General features: G+C 72.3%; 11 protein-coding genes. 1 reads left to right on the top strand and 10 read right to left on the bottom strand.

The window, feature by feature from the left end:
• Positions 1–57: 57 nt before the first annotated feature.
• Positions 58–843 (bottom strand): alpha/beta fold hydrolase, encoded by a 786-nt coding sequence (locus ASF94_RS17650; RefSeq protein ID WP_056669513.1) that lies wholly within the window; start codon positions 841–843, stop codon positions 58–60.
• Positions 844–932: 89 nt separating this feature from the next.
• Here ASF94_RS17650 and ASF94_RS17645 point away from each other — a divergent pair, with 89 nt between their 5' ends.
• Positions 933–1,514: a flavin reductase family protein gene (locus ASF94_RS17645; RefSeq protein ID WP_156382585.1), complete on the top strand. Its 582-nt coding sequence runs from the start codon at positions 933–935 to the stop codon at positions 1,512–1,514.
• 67 nt (positions 1,515–1,581) lie between these two features.
• On the opposite strand, the gene minE is transcribed toward ASF94_RS17645, so the two are convergent.
• From minE to ASF94_RS17600, 9 genes are all read right to left on the bottom strand, one after another.
• On the bottom strand, positions 1,582–1,848 hold the full coding sequence (gene minE, locus ASF94_RS17640; protein ID WP_056669510.1) for a cell division topological specificity factor MinE: 267 nt from the start codon (positions 1,846–1,848) through the stop codon (positions 1,582–1,584).
• Between the two features lie 5 nt (positions 1,849–1,853).
• On the bottom strand, positions 1,854–2,669 hold the full coding sequence (gene minD, locus ASF94_RS17635; protein WP_056669508.1) for a septum site-determining protein MinD: 816 nt from the start codon (positions 2,667–2,669) through the stop codon (positions 1,854–1,856).
• Between the two features lie 71 nt (positions 2,670–2,740).
• Positions 2,741–3,499 (bottom strand): septum site-determining protein MinC, encoded by a 759-nt coding sequence (gene minC, locus ASF94_RS17630; protein WP_056669505.1) that lies wholly within the window; start codon positions 3,497–3,499, stop codon positions 2,741–2,743.
• A gap of 248 nt (positions 3,500–3,747) precedes the next feature.
• Entirely contained in the window at positions 3,748–4,371 is a 624-nt protein-coding gene (pssA, locus tag ASF94_RS17625; protein WP_056669502.1) for a CDP-diacylglycerol--serine O-phosphatidyltransferase, read from the bottom strand.
• A 107-nt stretch (positions 4,372–4,478) separates the two neighbouring features.
• Positions 4,479–10,178 (bottom strand): diguanylate cyclase, encoded by a 5,700-nt coding sequence (locus tag ASF94_RS17620; protein ID WP_056669499.1) that lies wholly within the window; start codon positions 10,176–10,178, stop codon positions 4,479–4,481.
• 99 nt (positions 10,179–10,277) lie between these two features.
• A complete protein-coding gene (locus ASF94_RS17615) occupies positions 10,278–11,549 on the bottom strand; it encodes an MFS transporter (RefSeq protein ID WP_056669496.1) in 1,272 nt (423 codons plus the stop codon).
• A 17-nt stretch (positions 11,550–11,566) separates the two neighbouring features.
• Complete coding sequence (locus tag ASF94_RS17610) at positions 11,567–13,027, bottom strand: efflux transporter outer membrane subunit (protein ID WP_056669493.1); 1,461 nt, start codon at positions 13,025–13,027, stop codon at positions 11,567–11,569.
• A 2-nt stretch (positions 13,028–13,029) separates the two neighbouring features.
• Positions 13,030–16,173 carry a multidrug efflux RND transporter permease subunit gene (locus tag ASF94_RS17605; RefSeq protein ID WP_056669490.1) on the bottom strand — a complete coding sequence of 1,048 codons (3,144 nt, stop codon included), beginning with the start codon at positions 16,171–16,173 and terminating at the stop codon, positions 13,030–13,032.
• Positions 16,174–16,212: 39 nt separating this feature from the next.
• A complete protein-coding gene (locus tag ASF94_RS17600) occupies positions 16,213–17,373 on the bottom strand; it encodes an efflux RND transporter periplasmic adaptor subunit (RefSeq protein WP_056669923.1) in 1,161 nt (386 codons plus the stop codon).
• Positions 17,374–17,511 lie beyond the last annotated feature (138 nt).

Genomic DNA, 17,511 nt, shown 5'->3' with positions numbered 1-17,511 from the left:
CACCGCGTGGCGCACCACCACCAGCGGCTGGCGCCGCCGACACCTCGCCCGGCCGCATCAGTGCAGCACCCGGCCCGACGATTCGGCCAGGAAGTCGAGCAGTGCGCCATCGAAGCTCTCGGGGTCTTCCAGCTGCGGCCAGTGGCCGATGGTGGGCAGCGACAGATGGCGCGCATCGGGCAGCACATGGGCCAGCGCCTGCAGGGCTTCGGGCGGAGTGCAGCGGTCCTGCGCGCCGCCGACGATCAGCACGGGTACCTGCACCCTGGCCAGTTCGGCAGCGCCGCGCGAGAAGGTCGGCAGGGCCTGCAGCGCGCGCCGCCAGGCCGACGGATTCACCTGGCTCAGCGCGTGGCTGGCCAGCCGCACGCCCTCGGGCAGCGACCCGGTGCCGATGTAGCGCGGCACGAGGCTCTGGGCGATGGCGTCCATCCCCTGGCCCGACTCCAGCGCGGCCAGGCGCGGCGCCACCCAGGCCGCCTCGCTGGCGGCGTCGAGCGCCCGGCCGCCGGCGCACAGCACCAGCTGGCGCACCAGCTTCGGCTGGCGCAGGGCGACTTCCAGCGCCAGCATGGCGCCCAGGCCGTGGCCGACCAGCGTGACGGCGCCGCCCTGCAGCGCCTCCATCAGCCGCGTGCAGCTTTGCGCCAGGCCCATGAAGCCATAGGGTTCGATGGGCGCGCTGTGGCCGTAGCCGGGCATGTCCCACGCGACGGCGCGGTAGCCGGCGCTGGCGAGGGTTTCGACCTGGGGAGCGAAGCTGAGATGGCTGCCGTCCGCGTCGTGCAGCATGAGGACGGTCGGGCCGGAGCCGAGGGTGGTGAAGTGGGGAAGAAGAGCCATGGACTACAGAGTGGGGAGCCGGTGGCCCGCGCCGTGGGGGCGGGGCCGCCGGACCATAATAGCCCACCCCCTTTTCCCTGCCGCCGCGCATGTCGCGCCGCCACACGCCACCCGTGAATTCCCCAACGCCTGCTCCCCTCGCCGCCCGTCCACCGGGCTTTTCACCGCGCGAGTTCCGCGACGCCCTGGGCATGTTCGCCACCGGCGTGACCATCGTCACCGCGCGCGCGCCCGACGGCACGCTGGTGGGCATGACGGCCAGCTCGTTCAATTCGGTTTCGCTCGATCCGCCGCTGGTGCTGTGGAGCCTGGCGCACCGGGCGTCGTCGCTGGCGGCGTTCGCAGCGGGCTCGCATTACGCGATCAACGTGTTGGCGGCCGGGCAGCAGGCTCTGGCCGAGCGCTTCGCCACGCGCGGCATCGATCGGTTCGCGGGTGTGGACCACGCGCCGGGCGTGGCCGGCGCGCCGGTGCTGGCAGGCGCCGTGGCGGTGTTCGAGTGCTTCAACCGCAGCCAGTACGTGGAGGGCGACCACACCATCTTCGTGGGCGAGGTCGAGCGCTGCAGCCACCTGGCGGGCGTCTCGCCGCTGCTCTATCACGGCGGCATGTTCTACGCCGAACTGCCCCTGGGCGCCGCGCCGCAGCTGGCGAGCGAAAATCAAAAATAATAGCAACAAGCCCAGCATTCACGGGCGCTACAGGCCGATTTGACCTGTAGCGGCGCGAGGGCTGTGCCTATTTCGCCGCGTCGGGCAGCTCGATCTTCACCTCGAGCACTTCCAGGTTGTCCTGGCGCTCCAGGTGCACCTTCAGGTCGTCCGGGCTGATCTTCACGTACTTCGAGATGACGGCGACCAGCTCGCGCTGCAGCGCCGGCAGGTAGTCGGGCTCGGCGGCGTTGCGGCCGTTGCGCTCGTGCGCCAGGATGATCTGCAGCCGCTCCTTGGCGACGCTGGCGGTCTTCTTCTTTTCGCCGAGCAGGAAGGAGAGAAACGATGCCATGCCTGTTACCTCCCGCCGAAGATGCGCTTGAAGAAGCCGGGCTTCTGCGCATCGATGAAGCGCAGCGGCTTGTCTTCGCCCAGGAAGCGGGCCACCACGTCCTTGTAGGCCTCGGACACGTCCGAGCCCTGCAGGTGCACGGCCGGCGTGCCCTGGTTGGAGGCCTGCAGCACGCTTTCCGATTCCGGGATCACGCCGATCAGATCGATCCGCAGGATGTCCTGGATGTCCTCCAGGCTCAGCATCTGCCCGTCCTGCACACGGCCGGGGTTGTAGCGGGTGATGAGCAGGTGCTCCTTGATCGGCTCCTTGCCCTCGATGGCGCGCTTGGTCTTGCTGCCCAGCATGCCCAGGATGCGGTCGGAATCGCGCACCGAGGAGACTTCCGGGTTGGTCACCAGCAGCGCCTCGTCGGCGAAATGCATCGCCATCAGCGCACCGCTCTCGATGCCGGCAGGGGAATCGCAGACGATGTATTCGAAGTCCATCGCCGCCAGGTCGTTCAGGATCTTCTCCACGCCGTCCTGCGTCAGCGCGTCCTTGTCGCGCGTCTGGCTGGCAGCCAGCACGAACAGGTTGTCGCACTGCTTGTCCTTGATGAGGGCTTGGTTCAGGTTGGCCTCGCCCTGGATGACGTTGATCAGGTCATAGACCACCCGGCGCTCGCAGCCCATGATCAGGTCGAGGTTGCGCAGGCCGACGTCGAAGTCGATGACGGCGGTCTTGTGGCCGCGCAGGGCCAGGCCCGATGCAAAACTGGCACTGGTGGTGGTCTTGCCCACGCCTCCCTTGCCGGAGGTCACGACGACGATTTTGGCCATGGTGTGCTGATTCCCTGCGTTGGTGATCCGAAGCTACGGATAGGTTCTAAGTCGAAAAATCGGGGTGGGCTTCAAAGCGGCTCGATGAGCAGCTTCTCGCCTTCGAGCCGCACCTGGGCCGGCTTGCCGCGCACGTTCTCGGGCAGCTCGGTTTCGGTGGTGCGGTAGATGCCGGCGATGGAGACCAGCTGCGGCTCCAGGCAGGTGCTGAAGATGCGCGCCTCGGCATTGCCCCGCGCGCCGGCGATCGCCCGGCCGCGCATCGGCGCATAGATGTGGATGTTGCCGTCGGCGATCACCTCGGCGCCGAAGCTGACCACCGCCATCACCACCAGGTCGCCGCCGCGCGCATACACCTGCTGGCCCGAGCGCAGCGGCTTGTCCACCACCACGGTGGCCGGGCCGGCCACCGGTACCGGGGCGGGTACCTCCACCTCGCGCACCACTTCCCGCACCACCTCGCGGGCCGGGGCGACCGGTGCGGCAGCGCGGGCCGCGGCGGCCTCCGGCGCCGCTACCAGGCCGGCAGCCAGCGCGGCCGCCATCTGTTCGGGACTGCCGCCGCGCGCGGCGACGGGCTGGGTGTGCAGGGCCCGCAGCGATGCGGTCAGCGCCTCGAAGTCCACCGGCTCGGCCGCATCGCGCACGCCGGCCAGGTCGATCAGCACCGGGTCGTTGTCGAAGAATTCGGGGTCGTCGGCCAGCCGCGCTGCCAGGTCTGCGGCCAGCACGGCGGCGTCGGTGGTGCGCAGCGCGACGGCCACCACGGGCAGCTGGGCGCTCTTGAGGTCAAAGCTGGTGCGGGCGGCGCCCGCCGTGTCAACGGCCATGGAGCTTGTGGATGCGCGGAAGATGAGAGGGACCGGCGTGGCGCGCGGCATGTGCCAGGGGCGGTGCCGGAAAGCCGCAAAGTGTACCCGGCACCGATGCGCGGGCTGCATCCGGACGTGTCCTGCAGCGCTGCGTCGGCGCCAGAGCGCCGGACTCGGACCCCGGGAAGGTGCCTGCGCCCGATTCTCGGGGTGTTCAAGCTATCAAATGAATAGCATCGCGCAGCGTTCCGCCCAGCGGGACGCGGTCACAGCTTCGGAATGCGGATGCGGCTGATCATGAGCGAGCCGGAGATCGCGAAAACCAGCACCAGCGGATGCAGCAGGAAGCCGGCGATGCGCACTTCTCCGAACCAGAGTGCATCGCCCACCGCGCCCACCGACGCCGCCAGCGCCAGCAGACCCACCAGCAGGATGGAGGTGGGAATGGGCGTGCCCTCGAAATACTTGACCTTGCCGGAACCTTCGGAAAGCGTCTCGGCCGTGACGTTGTAGCGCGCCAGGCGCGACACGCCGCAGGCCACGAAGTACGCCAGCACGATGCGGTCGTAGAGGCCCTGCATGCCGCAGGCGTAGGCGATGATGGCCGGCGCCACGCCGAAGGAGATCACGTCGGCGAGCGAGTCCAGCTCGCGCCCCATGGCGGACGACTTCTGGCGCCAGCGGGCGATGCGCCCGTCGAGCACGTCGAAGATCAGCGCGGCCAGCACCAGCGCCGCCGCGAAGTAGATGTGCCGCACGTCGCCTGCCGCCAGATAGGTCATGCAGGAGAACAGCGCCCCGACGCCGCACACGGCATTGCCCAGCGTGAACCAGTCCGCGAGATGGAACTCGCGGATCATCGAAAAGCGCTTGGGGGCGGGTGCGTTCATGAAGCTCCTTGCATGGGCGGTGGGCGGCCGGGCAGCAAAACGGACGCTGCCACCGGCGGTGCGAGCCATTATGGAACGCGGGCATGGCGCCGCCCGTCAGGCGAATCCTACGGCGAGGGGGGCGGCGCAGCGCTGCCGGCGGTACCGGGCGCACCGGCCGCACCGGCCGCGCCCTGCGCTTCGTTCATGCCGTTGCCGCCACCCGGCGCGTCCTGCACAGGCGGTGCGGGCAGGCTGCTCACCCGGTCGCGGCCCTGCTGCTTGGAGCGGTAGAGTCCGCCGTCGGCCCGTGCGAGCAGGCTGTCCAGCGTATCGCCGGCAGCCAGGGTGCTGACGCCGAAGCTCGCGGTGACCCGCACCGGGGCCGGCGTGGGCGGCCGCATGCCGGACGCCACCGTCTCCACCGCCACGGTGGTCGCGGCGATGGCGGCGCGCAGGGCCTCGGCCAGCAACTCGGCCTCGTGCAGCGCGGTGGCGGGCAGCAGGATGCCGAATTCCTCCCCGCCCAGCCGGCCGACCAGATCGCCCGCCCGCACCCGCGCCATGCAGGTGGCGGTGACGGCGCGCAGCACGGCGTCGCCCGCCGCATGGCCATACCGGTCGTTGACCAGCTTGAAGTCGTCCACGTCGAGCATCACCATCGACAGCGCTGCGGCGGCACTGCCAGCGGCCGCCCGGCGCGCCTGGGCGACGGCCACCCGGGAGCGATCCATGAAGTTGCGCCGGCTGGCGGTGCCGGTGAGCGCATCGGTGGTGGCCGCCACGCGCAGCGCGTCTTCCATGGCCTTGCGTTCGGTGATGTCGACGATGGTGGACAGCGCGCAGGCCGCGCCGTCATAGGTGATGGGCACCATGGAGAGCAACACCCACAATTCGCGCCCCTGCGCGGCGATCAATCCGATCTCGTAGTCGCGCAGCAGGCCGTCGCGCTGGTACTGCGCGATCATGCGTTCGCGCTCGCCGGGGTTGCGGTAGAGGCTGCGCGGCTCGCGGCCCATCAGCTCCGCCAGGTCCATGCCGGCCAGCTGCGCCGTGCGCTCGTTGGCGTACACGAAGGCGTTGTCGGCCAGCCGCGTCACGATCATCGGCAGCGGCGCGTTGTGCAGGATGGAGAGCAGCCGCGATTCGCTTTCGGCCAGCGCCCGGGTGCGGTCGGCCACGCGCTGCTCCAGCGTCTGCGCCAGCCCCCGCCACTGGGCATAGAGCCGGGCGTTGTCGATGGCGTTGACCACGTTGCCCGACAGCAACTCCAGGAATTCGATGCGCTCCTGCGAGAACACGCCGGGCAGGGCGTCGTTCTCCAGGTACAGCGCGCCCAGGGTGCTGCCCACGCGCACCAGCGGCACGCAGAGCACCGAGCGCACAGAACGGCCGCCGAAATACGGCAGCCGGCGCCAGACATGCGCCTGCGCCACGTCGGGGATCAGCACCGGCGCGCCCAGGTGCAGCACCGTGCGCAGCACTTCCAGCGGCAGGCGCGCGCCGGCCTCTTCCAGCGGCAGCCCTTCGGCGGGCGCGCCGGCCCCGGCCCCGGCCGCTCCCGCGCTGTCGGCGCGCAGCGACCATTCCGCGCCCGAGCGGCTGCCGTCGCCCAGCACCACCGCCGCGCGGCTGGCGCCCGCGCTTTCCTGCAGCACCTGCAGCAGGCGGTGCAGCAGCGCGTCGAGCGCGATTTCGGCGGTGACGGCCTGCACGGCCTTCATCAGCGTGGAGAGGTCGAGCGCACCTCCGGGCGCCACCGACACAGCGCCGCGCGGCAGCGCGACCGAGGCGGACCGCTGCGCCGGGCCGGCGGTGGCCGGCGCGGTGTCCTCGATGAGCGCGGCGAGCGCAGGAGCTCCCCAGCGCAGGAACAGCGCCCGGGCCTGCGCCTGCTCGGCGCGCGCGGCGGCTTGCGGCAGGTAGGCCAGCATCGCAGGCTCGGTCACGGCCCAGTGCACCAGCGCCTGCAGGAACAGGTTGTCCAGCGCCTGCGCGCTGCGCTGCGCGGCGTCGATCTCCATCGCCACGTCGATGGGCGGGCCGGGCGGCCGGATGCCGCCGGCGCCCATGCGGGCCCGCAGCAGGTGCGCCAGCGGCTGCACGTCGGGGCAGGTGTGGGCCCAGAGCTCAAGACGGTGCAGCGCGGCCTTGCAGCGCGGGGCGGCATCGGCGCGGCCGCTGCGCGGCGCTGACATGGCGGAGAAGAACACGCTGAAGGGCACCATCACCATGCCGCGCCCGGCGGCGAACAGCGCCTGCGCCGCGTCGCCGGCCGCCACGGCCTCGTCGGCGCGGCCGGCCAGCGCATGCAGCATGCACTGCCAGGCGTGCAGGAACATGCCGCCCGTCTGATCCGCGCGGGCGGCATAGGTCTGCTCCAGCGCCCGGGCCGAGAAACCGGCCGCGGGCTGCTCCAGCGGCTCGGCCTCCAGCGCGGGCCGGCGCAGCACGCGCACGACCGCCAGCAGCGCGCCCAGGTAGTCGTGCGCCACCGGCTGGCGGATGCGCTGCAGCGTGGCCGCATCGGCCTGGAGCTGCGCTTCCAGGTCGGCCAGCGGCATGCCGGCCAGCAGCGCGTGATAGCCATGCACGTAGAGGCCCAGCCCCGCATGGCGCAGGTTGCCCGTCTCCAGCCCGTTGCGGTGCACCGCCATCAGCCCGGGCAGGCCGCTGGCGATGCCTTCGATCCAGTGGCGCAGGAAGGCGTTGAACGAGAAGCCGGCGTGCGCGTGCACATGGCGCCAGCCCTGGCGGTCCACCAGGTCCATCGACAGGCGGCCGAGCCGGTAGCCGAAGGGGTAGTCCTGCAGGAATTCGGCCACCATCAGGCCCATCACCGAATACGCCGACAGCGCCACCGGCGCATGGCCGTTCGCCACCATCAGCCGCACCTGCAGCACGGTCAGCAGCGGCAGCAGCGCCGGCCGCGCGATGTAGGCGGCCGCGGTCATCTTGGCGACCACCGACAGCTGCTGCAGGCAGAGCGCGTCGGTCATGACGGGCCGCGCCGCCAGCGCGTCGAAGCCGATCGCCTCGATCTCGGCACGCACGTCGGTCACCAGCTGCACCGCGTCGGCGGGCGAGGCGGCCGCCGGGGGCGAGGCCCCCAGCAGCGCGAGCACGCCGAGGCCCAGTTCCAGCGTGTCGTCGAGCCGGCCCGAGGCATAGAACGATTCGATGCGCACGTCGAGCAGGCGCGCCCGGTCCAGCGGCGTGGCGGCATGCGGCAGCGCGGCGTCGATCAACGCCTCCATGCGGGCCGCGTCGCCGGTCAGGGCGGCCATGCGGGCGGCATGCACATGCAGCGCCAGCAGGCCCGCCGGGTCGGTCAGCCAGCTGGCGGCATCGCCCAGCGCCACGGCCTGTGCCGCGTAATGCGCGGCCAGGTCGAACGATGCGGCTTCGGCCGCCTGCTGGCTGGCGCGGGCGTTGTAGCCGGCCAGCAGGGCGCGTTCGGCCGGCGACTCCAGCAGCGCCTGGCCCAGGTTGAAGTGGTTGACCACCGCGAAGTCGGGCTGCTGCCCCGGCCGCGCATCGCGCAGCAGGCGGGCGATGCGCAGGTGCAGGGCCGGCCGCGTCTCGGCCGACGACAGGAGATAGGCCGCTTCCTGCACGCGGTCGTGGGCGAAGGCGAACTCGGCCTCCACCTGTTCGCTTTCCTGCGCGTCCAGCACCGGCAGCCATTTGTAGCGGGCGTCGCGCGGCAGCACCAGCCCGGCCTCCAGCGCCGGGTGCAGGGCGCGGGCCACGGCGGGCGTGGAGCGCAGGCTGGCCACGCCCAGCAGGTGCGGGTCGAACCGGTTGCCCAGGCAGGCCGCGGTGCCCAGCACGTCGCGGGTATCGGGCGGCAGGCGGCGCAGCTGTTCCAGCATCAGCGCCACCACGTTGTCGGCCACATGTTCGTGGCGGATGCGGTCAGTGTCCCAGCTCCAGCGGGGCCCGGCGCGGTCGAGCCAGATCAGGCCGCGCTGGTGCAGGTCGTGCAGGAAGCGGCCGAGGAAGAAGGGGTTGCCGCCCGTCTTCGCATGGCACAGCTGCGCCAGCGCCTGCACTTCGGGCTGGGGGCGCTGCAGGGCGTCGGCCAACCACTGGGCCACGTCGCCGGGCGACAGCGGCCCCAGCCGGAGCGCGAGGTAGCGGCTCTGCGCCGCAGCAGGCGCCGGTGCCGGTGCCGTGCTGGACGGCTCCCGATCCTGCGGCTGCGGCGGATCCTGCGGGGCTTCGTCCTGCGCGGCCAGCAGGGCCAGGTCCTGCACCAGCGGGTGGTCGCCCACGACCTCGTCCGCGCGGTAGGCGCCGATCACCAGCAGGTGGCGCAGGCTGTCGTCGAGCACCAGCTCCCGCAGCAGGCGGCGCGAGAGCCGGTCGCTCCACTGCAGGTCGTCGATGAAGACGAGCAGGGGCGACTGCGCGCTGCAGAGGCCGGCAAAGCACAGCTGCATGGTGCGCACGAACCGGTTCTCGGATTCGACCGGGCCGAGCATGTGCTCGTCCGGCAGGGCGGGATCGAGCAGCGCCATCAGCTCGGGCAGCGTGGACTGCGCCAGCGCCCGGTTCGCGCCCAGCAGCGTCTGCAGCCGCGCGCTCCAGAAGCCGCGCTCGTCGGGCGGCAGCGCCAGCACCTGGCGGGTGCGCTGCGCCAGCGCCTGCACGAAGGCTGCGCAGGGCGCGGGCTGGCCGAACTGGTTGAACTTGCCGCTGGCCATGTGGCCCTGCCGCGCCAGCAGGGTGCGCTGCACTTCCTGCACCAGGGCGGTCTTGCCCACGCCCGGCGCGCCCGCCAGGGTGACCAGCCGGGCGGCGCCGCCGGCCGCCGCATCGAAGGCGGCCAGCAACCGGCGCACCTCCGGCGCCCGGCCGTAGAGCCGGCCCGCCGTCTGGAAGCGCTCCGACAGATCGCCCTGCGCCAGCACCAGCCCCTGCAGCGCGGCCGGGTCCTCCAGCGACGCGCGGATGCGCTGCAGGTCGCGGCGCAGCACGTGGTGGCTCTGGTAGCGCGACTCGGGCTCCTTGGCCAGCAGCCGGTCCACCAGCGCGCCGAGCAGCGCGGGCGCCCCGGGGCAGCGTGCCTGCAGGGGCGGCGGCAGCAGCGTCAGATGGGCGTGCACCGCGCGCAGCGGGTCGTCGATGGCGCCGAAAGGCGGTGCGCCGGTCAACAGTTCGTAGAGCGTGGCGCCCAGTGCATAGAAGTCGGCGCGGTAGTCCAGGTCGCGGTTCATGCGACCGGTCTGCTCCGGCGCCATGGTGGACAGCGTGCCTTCCAGCTCGCGCAGGCTCACGGCCTGCGTGCGCTCGACCGACACGTTCGCCGCGATGCCGAAATCGATCAGCCGCACGGTGCCGCCGGGCCGGGCGATGATGTTGCCGGGCGCGACGTCCTTGTGCACGATGTTGCCCAGGTGGATGGCCTCCAGCCCGTCCACCACCGCCAGTGCGATGTCCAGCGCCTGCGCAATGGGCAGCGGCCCGGCGCGCAGCCAGTCGCGCAGGGCAGCGGCGCCGTCGTCGGGCATGGCGATGAACAGCACCCCGTCGTGGCTGCCGAGGGCGCTGGCGCTGACCACGCGCTCGTGCGACACCTGCCGCGACAGCTCGTATTCCCGCCGAAAGCGCGCCACCTCGCCGGGGCCCAGCCGCTCGCAGCGCAGCAGCTTGACGACGACCGGCTGGCCGTCGGCCTGCCGACACCGCAGCACCACCGAGCGCGGGCCTTCGTACAGCACCGCCGCCACGTTGTATCCCGCAAACGACCGCCCCGGCCGCGCGAAGTCGGGAACCGGCACGGCGTCGTGCGCGCCGGCGGCGGGGGGCGTGGGAGGGATCATGGCGGTGCGCGGGGGTTGGCGGATGATAGCTTTGCGACGACGCCGCCCCCCGCCCTCGGCCCTCCTCGGCCCCTGCAGCCCCGTCTTCCCCGCCGGTCCTCAGCGCCGCCCGGCTTCGCCCGCGTCGCGCGCGCCACCGGCAGGGGCCGGCGCGGCATCTTCCAGCCGCACCAGCGGCCCCGAGAAAAAACCCGTCCACATCACCGCCGCGCCCAGCGCGCCGGTGACGACGAACAGCCATCGGACGCCCAGCCAGTCCCCGGCGGTCGACGCCACGGCCAGCCCCACGGGCGATGCCAGGCCGGCCACCATCTGCATGAGCGACAGCACCCGGCCCTGCAGCTGCGGTGCGACGATGGTCTGCAGCAGGGCCGTGAGCGGCGCATTGCCCATCGCGAAGGCGATGCCGCTCACCGTCCACCACACCACGGCCATGAAGAACAGGCGGCTGGGCATCAGCGCTGCCAAGGCCACCGCCGCGCACGACAGCCCGAGGCCCCAGAGAATCCACGGCATCTGGCGGCGGGGCGCGCAGGCCGCCACCGCCAGGCCGCCCAGGATCATTCCGCCGCCGGCCAGCCCCTCCATCCAGCCCACCTGCGCGGCGCCGCCACCGAAATGCGTCTTCACCAGCAAGGGCACCAGGGTGAAGGTCGGCATGACCACCATCATCGCGGCGCCGAGCAGCGCGTACAGCCGGCGCAGGCCGGGCGAACGCCACACCACGTACACGCCTTCGCGCAGCTCCTGCCAGAGGCTGGAGGCGGCGCCCGGCGCCCGCCGGGGTTGCGGAATGCGCAGGAACAGGAGCGGACCGATGCCCAGCAGCACGGTGGCGACGTCGATGCCCAAGGCCCAGCCCATCGGCAGCAGCGACACCGCCAGCGCGCCCAGGGGCGCGGCGGCCACCAGCGTCAGGCTTTGCAGCATCTGGTTCAGGCCGGCCGCACGGGCCAGGAAGTGCCGCGGCACGAGCATGGTGACGCTGGCAGTGGCTGCCGGCATCTGGAAGGCCTGCATCGCGCTGCGCACCGCCATCATCGAATAGGCGTGCCACAGCTCGATCCGGCCGGCGGCGAAGAGTCCGATCAGCACGCACATGCACAGGGCGCTGATGGCGTCGGCCGCGATCATCAGCAGGCGGCGGCTGAAGCGGTCGGCCAGGGTGCCGCCCAGCGGGCTCAGCAGCGCCTGCGGCAGCAGGGCGGCCAGCCCCGCCGTCGCCAGGGCCGACACGCTGCCCGTGGTGTCCGTGATCCACCAGAGCAGGACGAACTGGCTGAGCGCCGAGCCGATCAGCGACAGCGCCTGTCCGCCGAAGACCAGCCCGAAGCGCCAGCCCCAACGGGGGCCGGGGTCATGGTCAGGCACGTGAAGGGGCGCAGCCGTCACCGCCGGCCCTCCGCAAGGCTGGCGGGGGCCCGTCGCGCCCCCTGGTCGCACAGGCCGCCACCCAGCGCCTTGTAGAGCGCCACGGCGTTGCCGAGTTCGGCGCGCCGCAAGTCCAGCAGCGCCTGGCGCGCGGCATAGAGCTGGCGCTGCGCGTCCAGCCATTCGAGCCGCCCGTCCAGGCCCGCGCGCCAGCGCAGCCCGGACAACGCCAGCCGCCTCTCGGCGCTGTCAACCACCTGCGACTGGGCTTCGACCTGGCGCTCGTACGTGGCGCTGCCCGCCAGCCCGTCGGCCACCTCGCGGAAGGCGGTCTGGATGGCGCGCTCGTACTGGGCGACGGCTTCGGACCTGCGCACCTCGGCCAGCCGCACCTCGGCGCGCAGGCGCCCGGCCTGGAACAGCGGCTGGGTGATCTGCGGCGTGAACCGCCAGGTGCGGCTGCCGGCATCGAACAGGCTGCCCAGCGCAGGGCTGGCGTAGCCGAGCGACGCGGTGAGCGACAGCTGCGGGAACAGCGCGGCGCGGGCGGCGCCGATATCGGCATGCGCGGCGCGCAGCCGCTGCTCTTCCTGCGCGATGTCGGGGCGCACCTGCAGCAGCTGCGACGGCAGGCCCGCGGGCAGGCGTGTCAGCACCGCCGGCTGGGTCAGCGGCAGGCCGTCGGGCAGGTCGTCAGGCCATTGGGGCAGGCCGACCAGCAGCTGCAGCGCGTTGCCTGCCCGGGCCTGTTCGCGCTGGCGGGCCTCGATGTCTGCCTGGGCCGAGGCCACCTGGCCCTCGGCCTGGGCCACGTCCAGCCCACTGCGCTGGCCGGCCTGCGAGCGCAGCCGCGCGATCTGCAGCGACTGCTGCCAGTCCGACAGGGTCTGCGCCGCCAGCCGCGACTGCTCTTGCGCCAGGCGTTCGGCGAAGTAGGCGTCGGCCACCGCGCCGACCAGGGTCAGCTGCGCGGCATGCCGGCCCTGTTCGCTGGCCAGGTAGCGTGCGAAGGCCGCCTCCGACAGGGAGCGCAGGCGGCCGAACAGGTCGATCTCGAACGCGCTGAGGCCCAGGCCGACCGCGTGGCGCGTGCTGGTGGCCGCTTGCGCCGCCGCGCCCGGGGCGCCCTGCCCGGTCGCGCCGGCGCGCTCGCGCGACGTGGAAGCCTCCAGCGACGCACCGGGCCATTGGCTCGATCGCTGGATGCGGTATTGCGCGCCCAAGGCGTCCACGTTCAACGCAGCCAGTCGCAGATCGCGGTTGTGCTCCAGGGCCAGCTCGATCAGGCGCTGCAGCCGGGGGTCGCCGAACATGCGCTTCCAGCCGATGTCGGCGGCAGCCACGGTGGCGGCGTCTACGGGCCCGGCACCCTGGTGAGGAAACCGGGCCGGCACCGGCGGCGGCGGGGTCTGCACCGCGGGCGCCAGGGAACAGCCCGCCATCAGCACGGCGAGGGGAAGGCAGATCGCGAGGCGCATGGTCAGACCTTTCCTTGCGCGTCGGCGACGGCAGCGGCCGGCGGCGCGGGCCGCTTGCCGCTCCAGCGCTCCCGCAGGCCCGCCACCAGCACGAAGAACACGGGCACGAAGAAGACCGCCAGCACCGTGGCGGTGACGATGCCGCCGAAGACGCCCGTGCCGATGGCGTGCTGGGTCTCCTTGCTGGCACCGCCGGCCAGCATGAGCGGGATCACGCCCAGCGCGAAGGCCAGGGAGGTCATCAGGATGGGCCGCAGCCGCAGGCGTGCCGCCGTCACGGCCGCATCCACCAGGCCGTGGCCCTGTCCGCGCAGCTGCTGGGCGAATTCGACGATCAGGATGGCGTTCTTCGCCGACAGGCCGATGACGGTGATCAGACCCACCTTGAAGAACACGTCGTTGGGCAGGCCGCGCAGCAGCACGGCGGCGACCGCGCCGATCAGCCCGAGCGGCACGACCAGCATCACCGCCGCAGGAATCGACCAGCTTTCGTACAGCGCGGCCAGCACCAGGAACACGACCAGCATCGAGAGCGCCATCAGCAGCGGAGCCTGCGCGGCCGACTGCCGCTCCTGCAGCGACTGGCCCGTCCAGGCGAGGGCGAAGCCGGGCGGCAGTTGCCGCGCCAGCCGCTCCATCTCCGCCATGGCGGCGCCGCTGGAGGTGCCGGGAGCGGCGCTGCCCGACAGGCGTGCCGCGGGGTAGCCCTGGTAGCGGGCCAGCTGCAGCGGCGTTTCGCTCCAGACGGGCATCACCATCTCCGCCAGCCGCGCCATGCCGCCGCCGCTGCCGGGCACCGTCAGGTTCAGCACGTCGGCCAGCTGCATGCGCGCCTTGGCATCGGCCTGCAGGATGACCTGCTGCATGCGCCCCCGGTTGGGAAAGTCGTTCACGTAGAGCGACCCGAGCGCGGCGGTGAGCGTGTCGCTCACGGTGGCGAAGGGCACGCCCAGCGCCGCTGCCTTCTGGCGGTCGATGTCCAGCCGCACGGTGGTGCCCGGCGGCAGGCCGTCGGCATACACGCCCGTCAGCAGCGGGCTCTGGGCCGCCAGCGCGATGAGCTGGTTCTGCGCCGCCTGCAGCGCCGGCTGGCCCTGCCCTGCGCGGTCCAGCAGGCGCAGGCTGAAGCCTGACGAGGTGCCCAGCTCGTCGATCGCGGGCGGCATGACGCTCATCACCGTGCCCTCTCGGGTGTGCGACATGGCCTGCTGCGCCAGCGCCACCTCCTGCTGCGCGGTGGCCCCGCCGCGCTGGTTCCAGCCCTTGAGCATGGTGAACGCCAGCGCGGAGTTGGGGCCGGAGCCGGAGAAGCTGAAGCCGATCACCGACTGGTTGGTGGCGATGCCCGGCCGCGCGGCGACATGCGCCTCGTACTGCTTCACCACGTCCAGCGTGCGTTCCATGGTGGCGTCGGCGGGCAGCTGGAACGAGGTCATGAAATAGCCCTGGTCTTCCTCGGGCAGAAAGGCGGATGGCAGGCGCACGAAGGCCCAGCCCATCAGCGCGACGATGGCCACGAAGCCCAGCATCACCCGCCCGGGCCGGCGCAGCAGCCCGGCCACGCCGTGGCCGTAGCGATCGGTCATGCGGGCGAAGCGCCGGTTGAACGCGCCGAAGAGGCCGCGCTTCTCATGGTGGCCCGCCGGCACGGGCTTGAGCAGCGTGGCGCAGAGCGCGGGCGTGAGCGTCAGCGCCAGGAAGGCGGAGAACAGGATGGAGATCGCCATGGAGAGCGCGAACTGCCGGTAGATGGCACCCACCGATCCGCTGGCGAAGGCCATGGGAATGAACACCGCCGTCAGCACCAGCGTGATGCCGACCACGGCCCCGGTGATCTCGCGCATGGCCTTTGCAGTGGCCTCGCGCGGGCCCAGCCCTTCGGTGGCCATCAGCCGCTCCACGTTCTCGACCACCACGATGGCATCGTCCACGATGATGCCGATGGCCAGCACCATGCCGAACATCGTCAGCACGTTGATGGAGAAGCCCGCCACGTGCATGACGGCGAAGGTGCCCAGCAGGGCGATGGGCGCGACGATGGCCGGGATGACCGTGTAGCGCACGTTCTGCAGGAAGACGAACATCACGACGAACACCAGCGCCATCGCCTCCAGCAGCGTGTGGACCACCTTTTCGATGGAGATCTTCACGAACGGCGCGGTGTCGAACGGCGTGGTGTAGCGCATGCCGGCCGGCAGCGACGCGCTCAGCTCCGCCAGGCGGCTCTGCACCGCCTCGGCCGTGCGCACGGCATTCGCGCCCGGTGACAGCTGCACCGCCGCACCGGCCGACGCCCGCCCGTCGTCCCGGGTGGCGAAGCCGTACGACTGCGCGCCCAGCTCGATTCGCGCCACGTCGCCCAGCACGACGCGGGAGCCGTCGCGGTTGGCGCGCAGCACCACCGCCGCGAATTGCTCGGGGGTGGAGAGCTGCCCCTGCACCGTGAGCGGAAGGGTCACGCGCTGCCCCGGCAGGCTCGGCGCATCGCCGACGCGGCCGGGCGCGATCTGCGCGTTCTGCTGGGTGATGGCGGTGGACAGATCGTTCATCGACAGGCCGTAGGCGGTCAGCCGGGCCGGATCCACCCACACGCGCATGGCCTGCTCGGCGCCGAACAGCTGCACGCGGCCGACGCCGTCGATGCGGCGCATCTCCTCCACGCCGTGGCGGGCCAGGTAGTCGCTCAGTTCCAGCTCGCTGTGCCGGCCATCCTCCGACACGAGGCTGACGATCATCAGGAAGCTCGATGTCGAGGATTCGACGCTGAGGCCGTTCTGGCGCACCGCCTGCGGCAGCCGGGGCTCGACGGCCTTGAGCCGGTTCTGCACGTCGACCTGGGCCAGCTCGGGGTTCGTGCCGGGCTTGAACGTGGCGACGACCTGGGCCGAGCCGGAGGTGTCCACCGAAGATTCGAAATACAGCAGGTTCTTGACGCTGGAAAGCTCCCGCTCGATCAGGCTGACCACCGAGTCGTTCAGCGATTGCGGCGTGGCGCCGGGGTAGGTGGCATAGACCGTGACGGCCGGGGGCGCGACCGACGGGTAGCGGGCGATGGGCAGCTGCGGCAGGGCGATCAGGCCCAGCAGGGTGATGAACGCGGCCACCACCCAGGCGAACACGGGTCGCCGGATGAAGAATTGGGGCATGGAAGGCTCCTGGGCTCTTGCTCTGCGTGCGGATGGAAGTCAGCGCGGGGCCGAGGCGGCTGCCCCGGCTGCGGGAGCGGCTGCGGGAACGGCCGCGGGCCCCTGCCAGGGCCGGGGCGCGACCCGCGCGCCGGCGGTGAGCCGCTCGACGCCCTCCACCACCACGCGCTGGCCCGCGCGCAGGCCGCCGACCACGCGGTACTGCTGGCCGACGGCCTCGCCCAGCTGCACGTCGGCGGGCTGGGCCACGTCGCCGGCCTCCAGCGTCCAGACCCGGGGGCGGCCTTCCACCCGCTGCACCGCCTGCTGCGGCACCAGCAGCGCCTCGGGGTACTGCGCGGTCACCACCTGGGCCTGCACGAACATGCCCGGCAACAGCAGCCGGCGGGCGTTGTCCACCTGGACGCGCAGCAGCACGTCGCCCGTGGACGGGTCCACGTTGATGGCGGAAAACAGCGCGCGGCCGGCCATCGGGTAGGGCCGGCCGTCGGGACGCAGCAGCACGACCGGCGGGTTCGCGCCCTGCTGGGCGTGGAGCGCATCCCACAGCGCGGCGGGCTGGCGCACGTCCACATACACCTTGTCGATCTGCTGGATGCGGGCCATGGGGGCGGTATCCGCCGCGCTCACCAGCGCGCCCTCGGTGACCAGGGCCTGGTCGATGCGGCCGGCAATGGGCGCATCGACCCGCGCGAAGCGCAGGTCCAGCCGGCGGCGTGCCAGCGAGGCCTCGGCCTGCGCGACTTCGGCGGCGGCCTGGTCGCGCTGCGAGGCGGCCTCCTCGTATTCCTGGCGGCTCACCGCGTCGGCCCGCATCAGCGGCTCCAGCCGCGCGGCCTGGCTCTGCGCCCGGCGCCATGCGGCCTGGCTGCGCTGCAGGGCGGCCGCCGCCATGTCGGCGTCGGCCTGGAACGGGGCCGGGTTGATCTGGAAGAGCGGCTGGCCGGCGGCGATGTCCGCGCCCTGCTCGAACAGGCGGCGCTGCACGATCCCGCCGACCTGCGCCCGGATCTCCGCCGAGCGGAACGCCGCGACCCGGCCGGGCAGGGTTTCGCGCACCGTCACCGCGCTGGCTTGCAGCTCCGTCACCGAGACCTGGGGCGGCGCCGCAGGCGCCTCGGGCGCGGCGGGAGTGCATCCCGCCAGCACCGCCGCCAGCAGGCAGCACAGTCCTGCGGCCCTTCCCCTTGCATCCGACATGGCGTTCATTCATCCTCCGTACCGTCGTGGCAGGCACCGCCCTGGCGCCTGCGAGGACGACGATTCTGCGAGGGCCCGGTGGCGGCGCCTTGGACGCACCATGGAAGTTGTATGGAGCGTTCCAGGCCGCGCAGCAGC

This window comes from Acidovorax sp. Leaf160 (assembly GCF_001424265.1).
Lineage (GTDB): Bacteria > Pseudomonadota > Gammaproteobacteria > Burkholderiales > Burkholderiaceae_C > Paracidovorax.
This window is presented reverse-complemented; position numbering and strand designations above follow the sequence as displayed.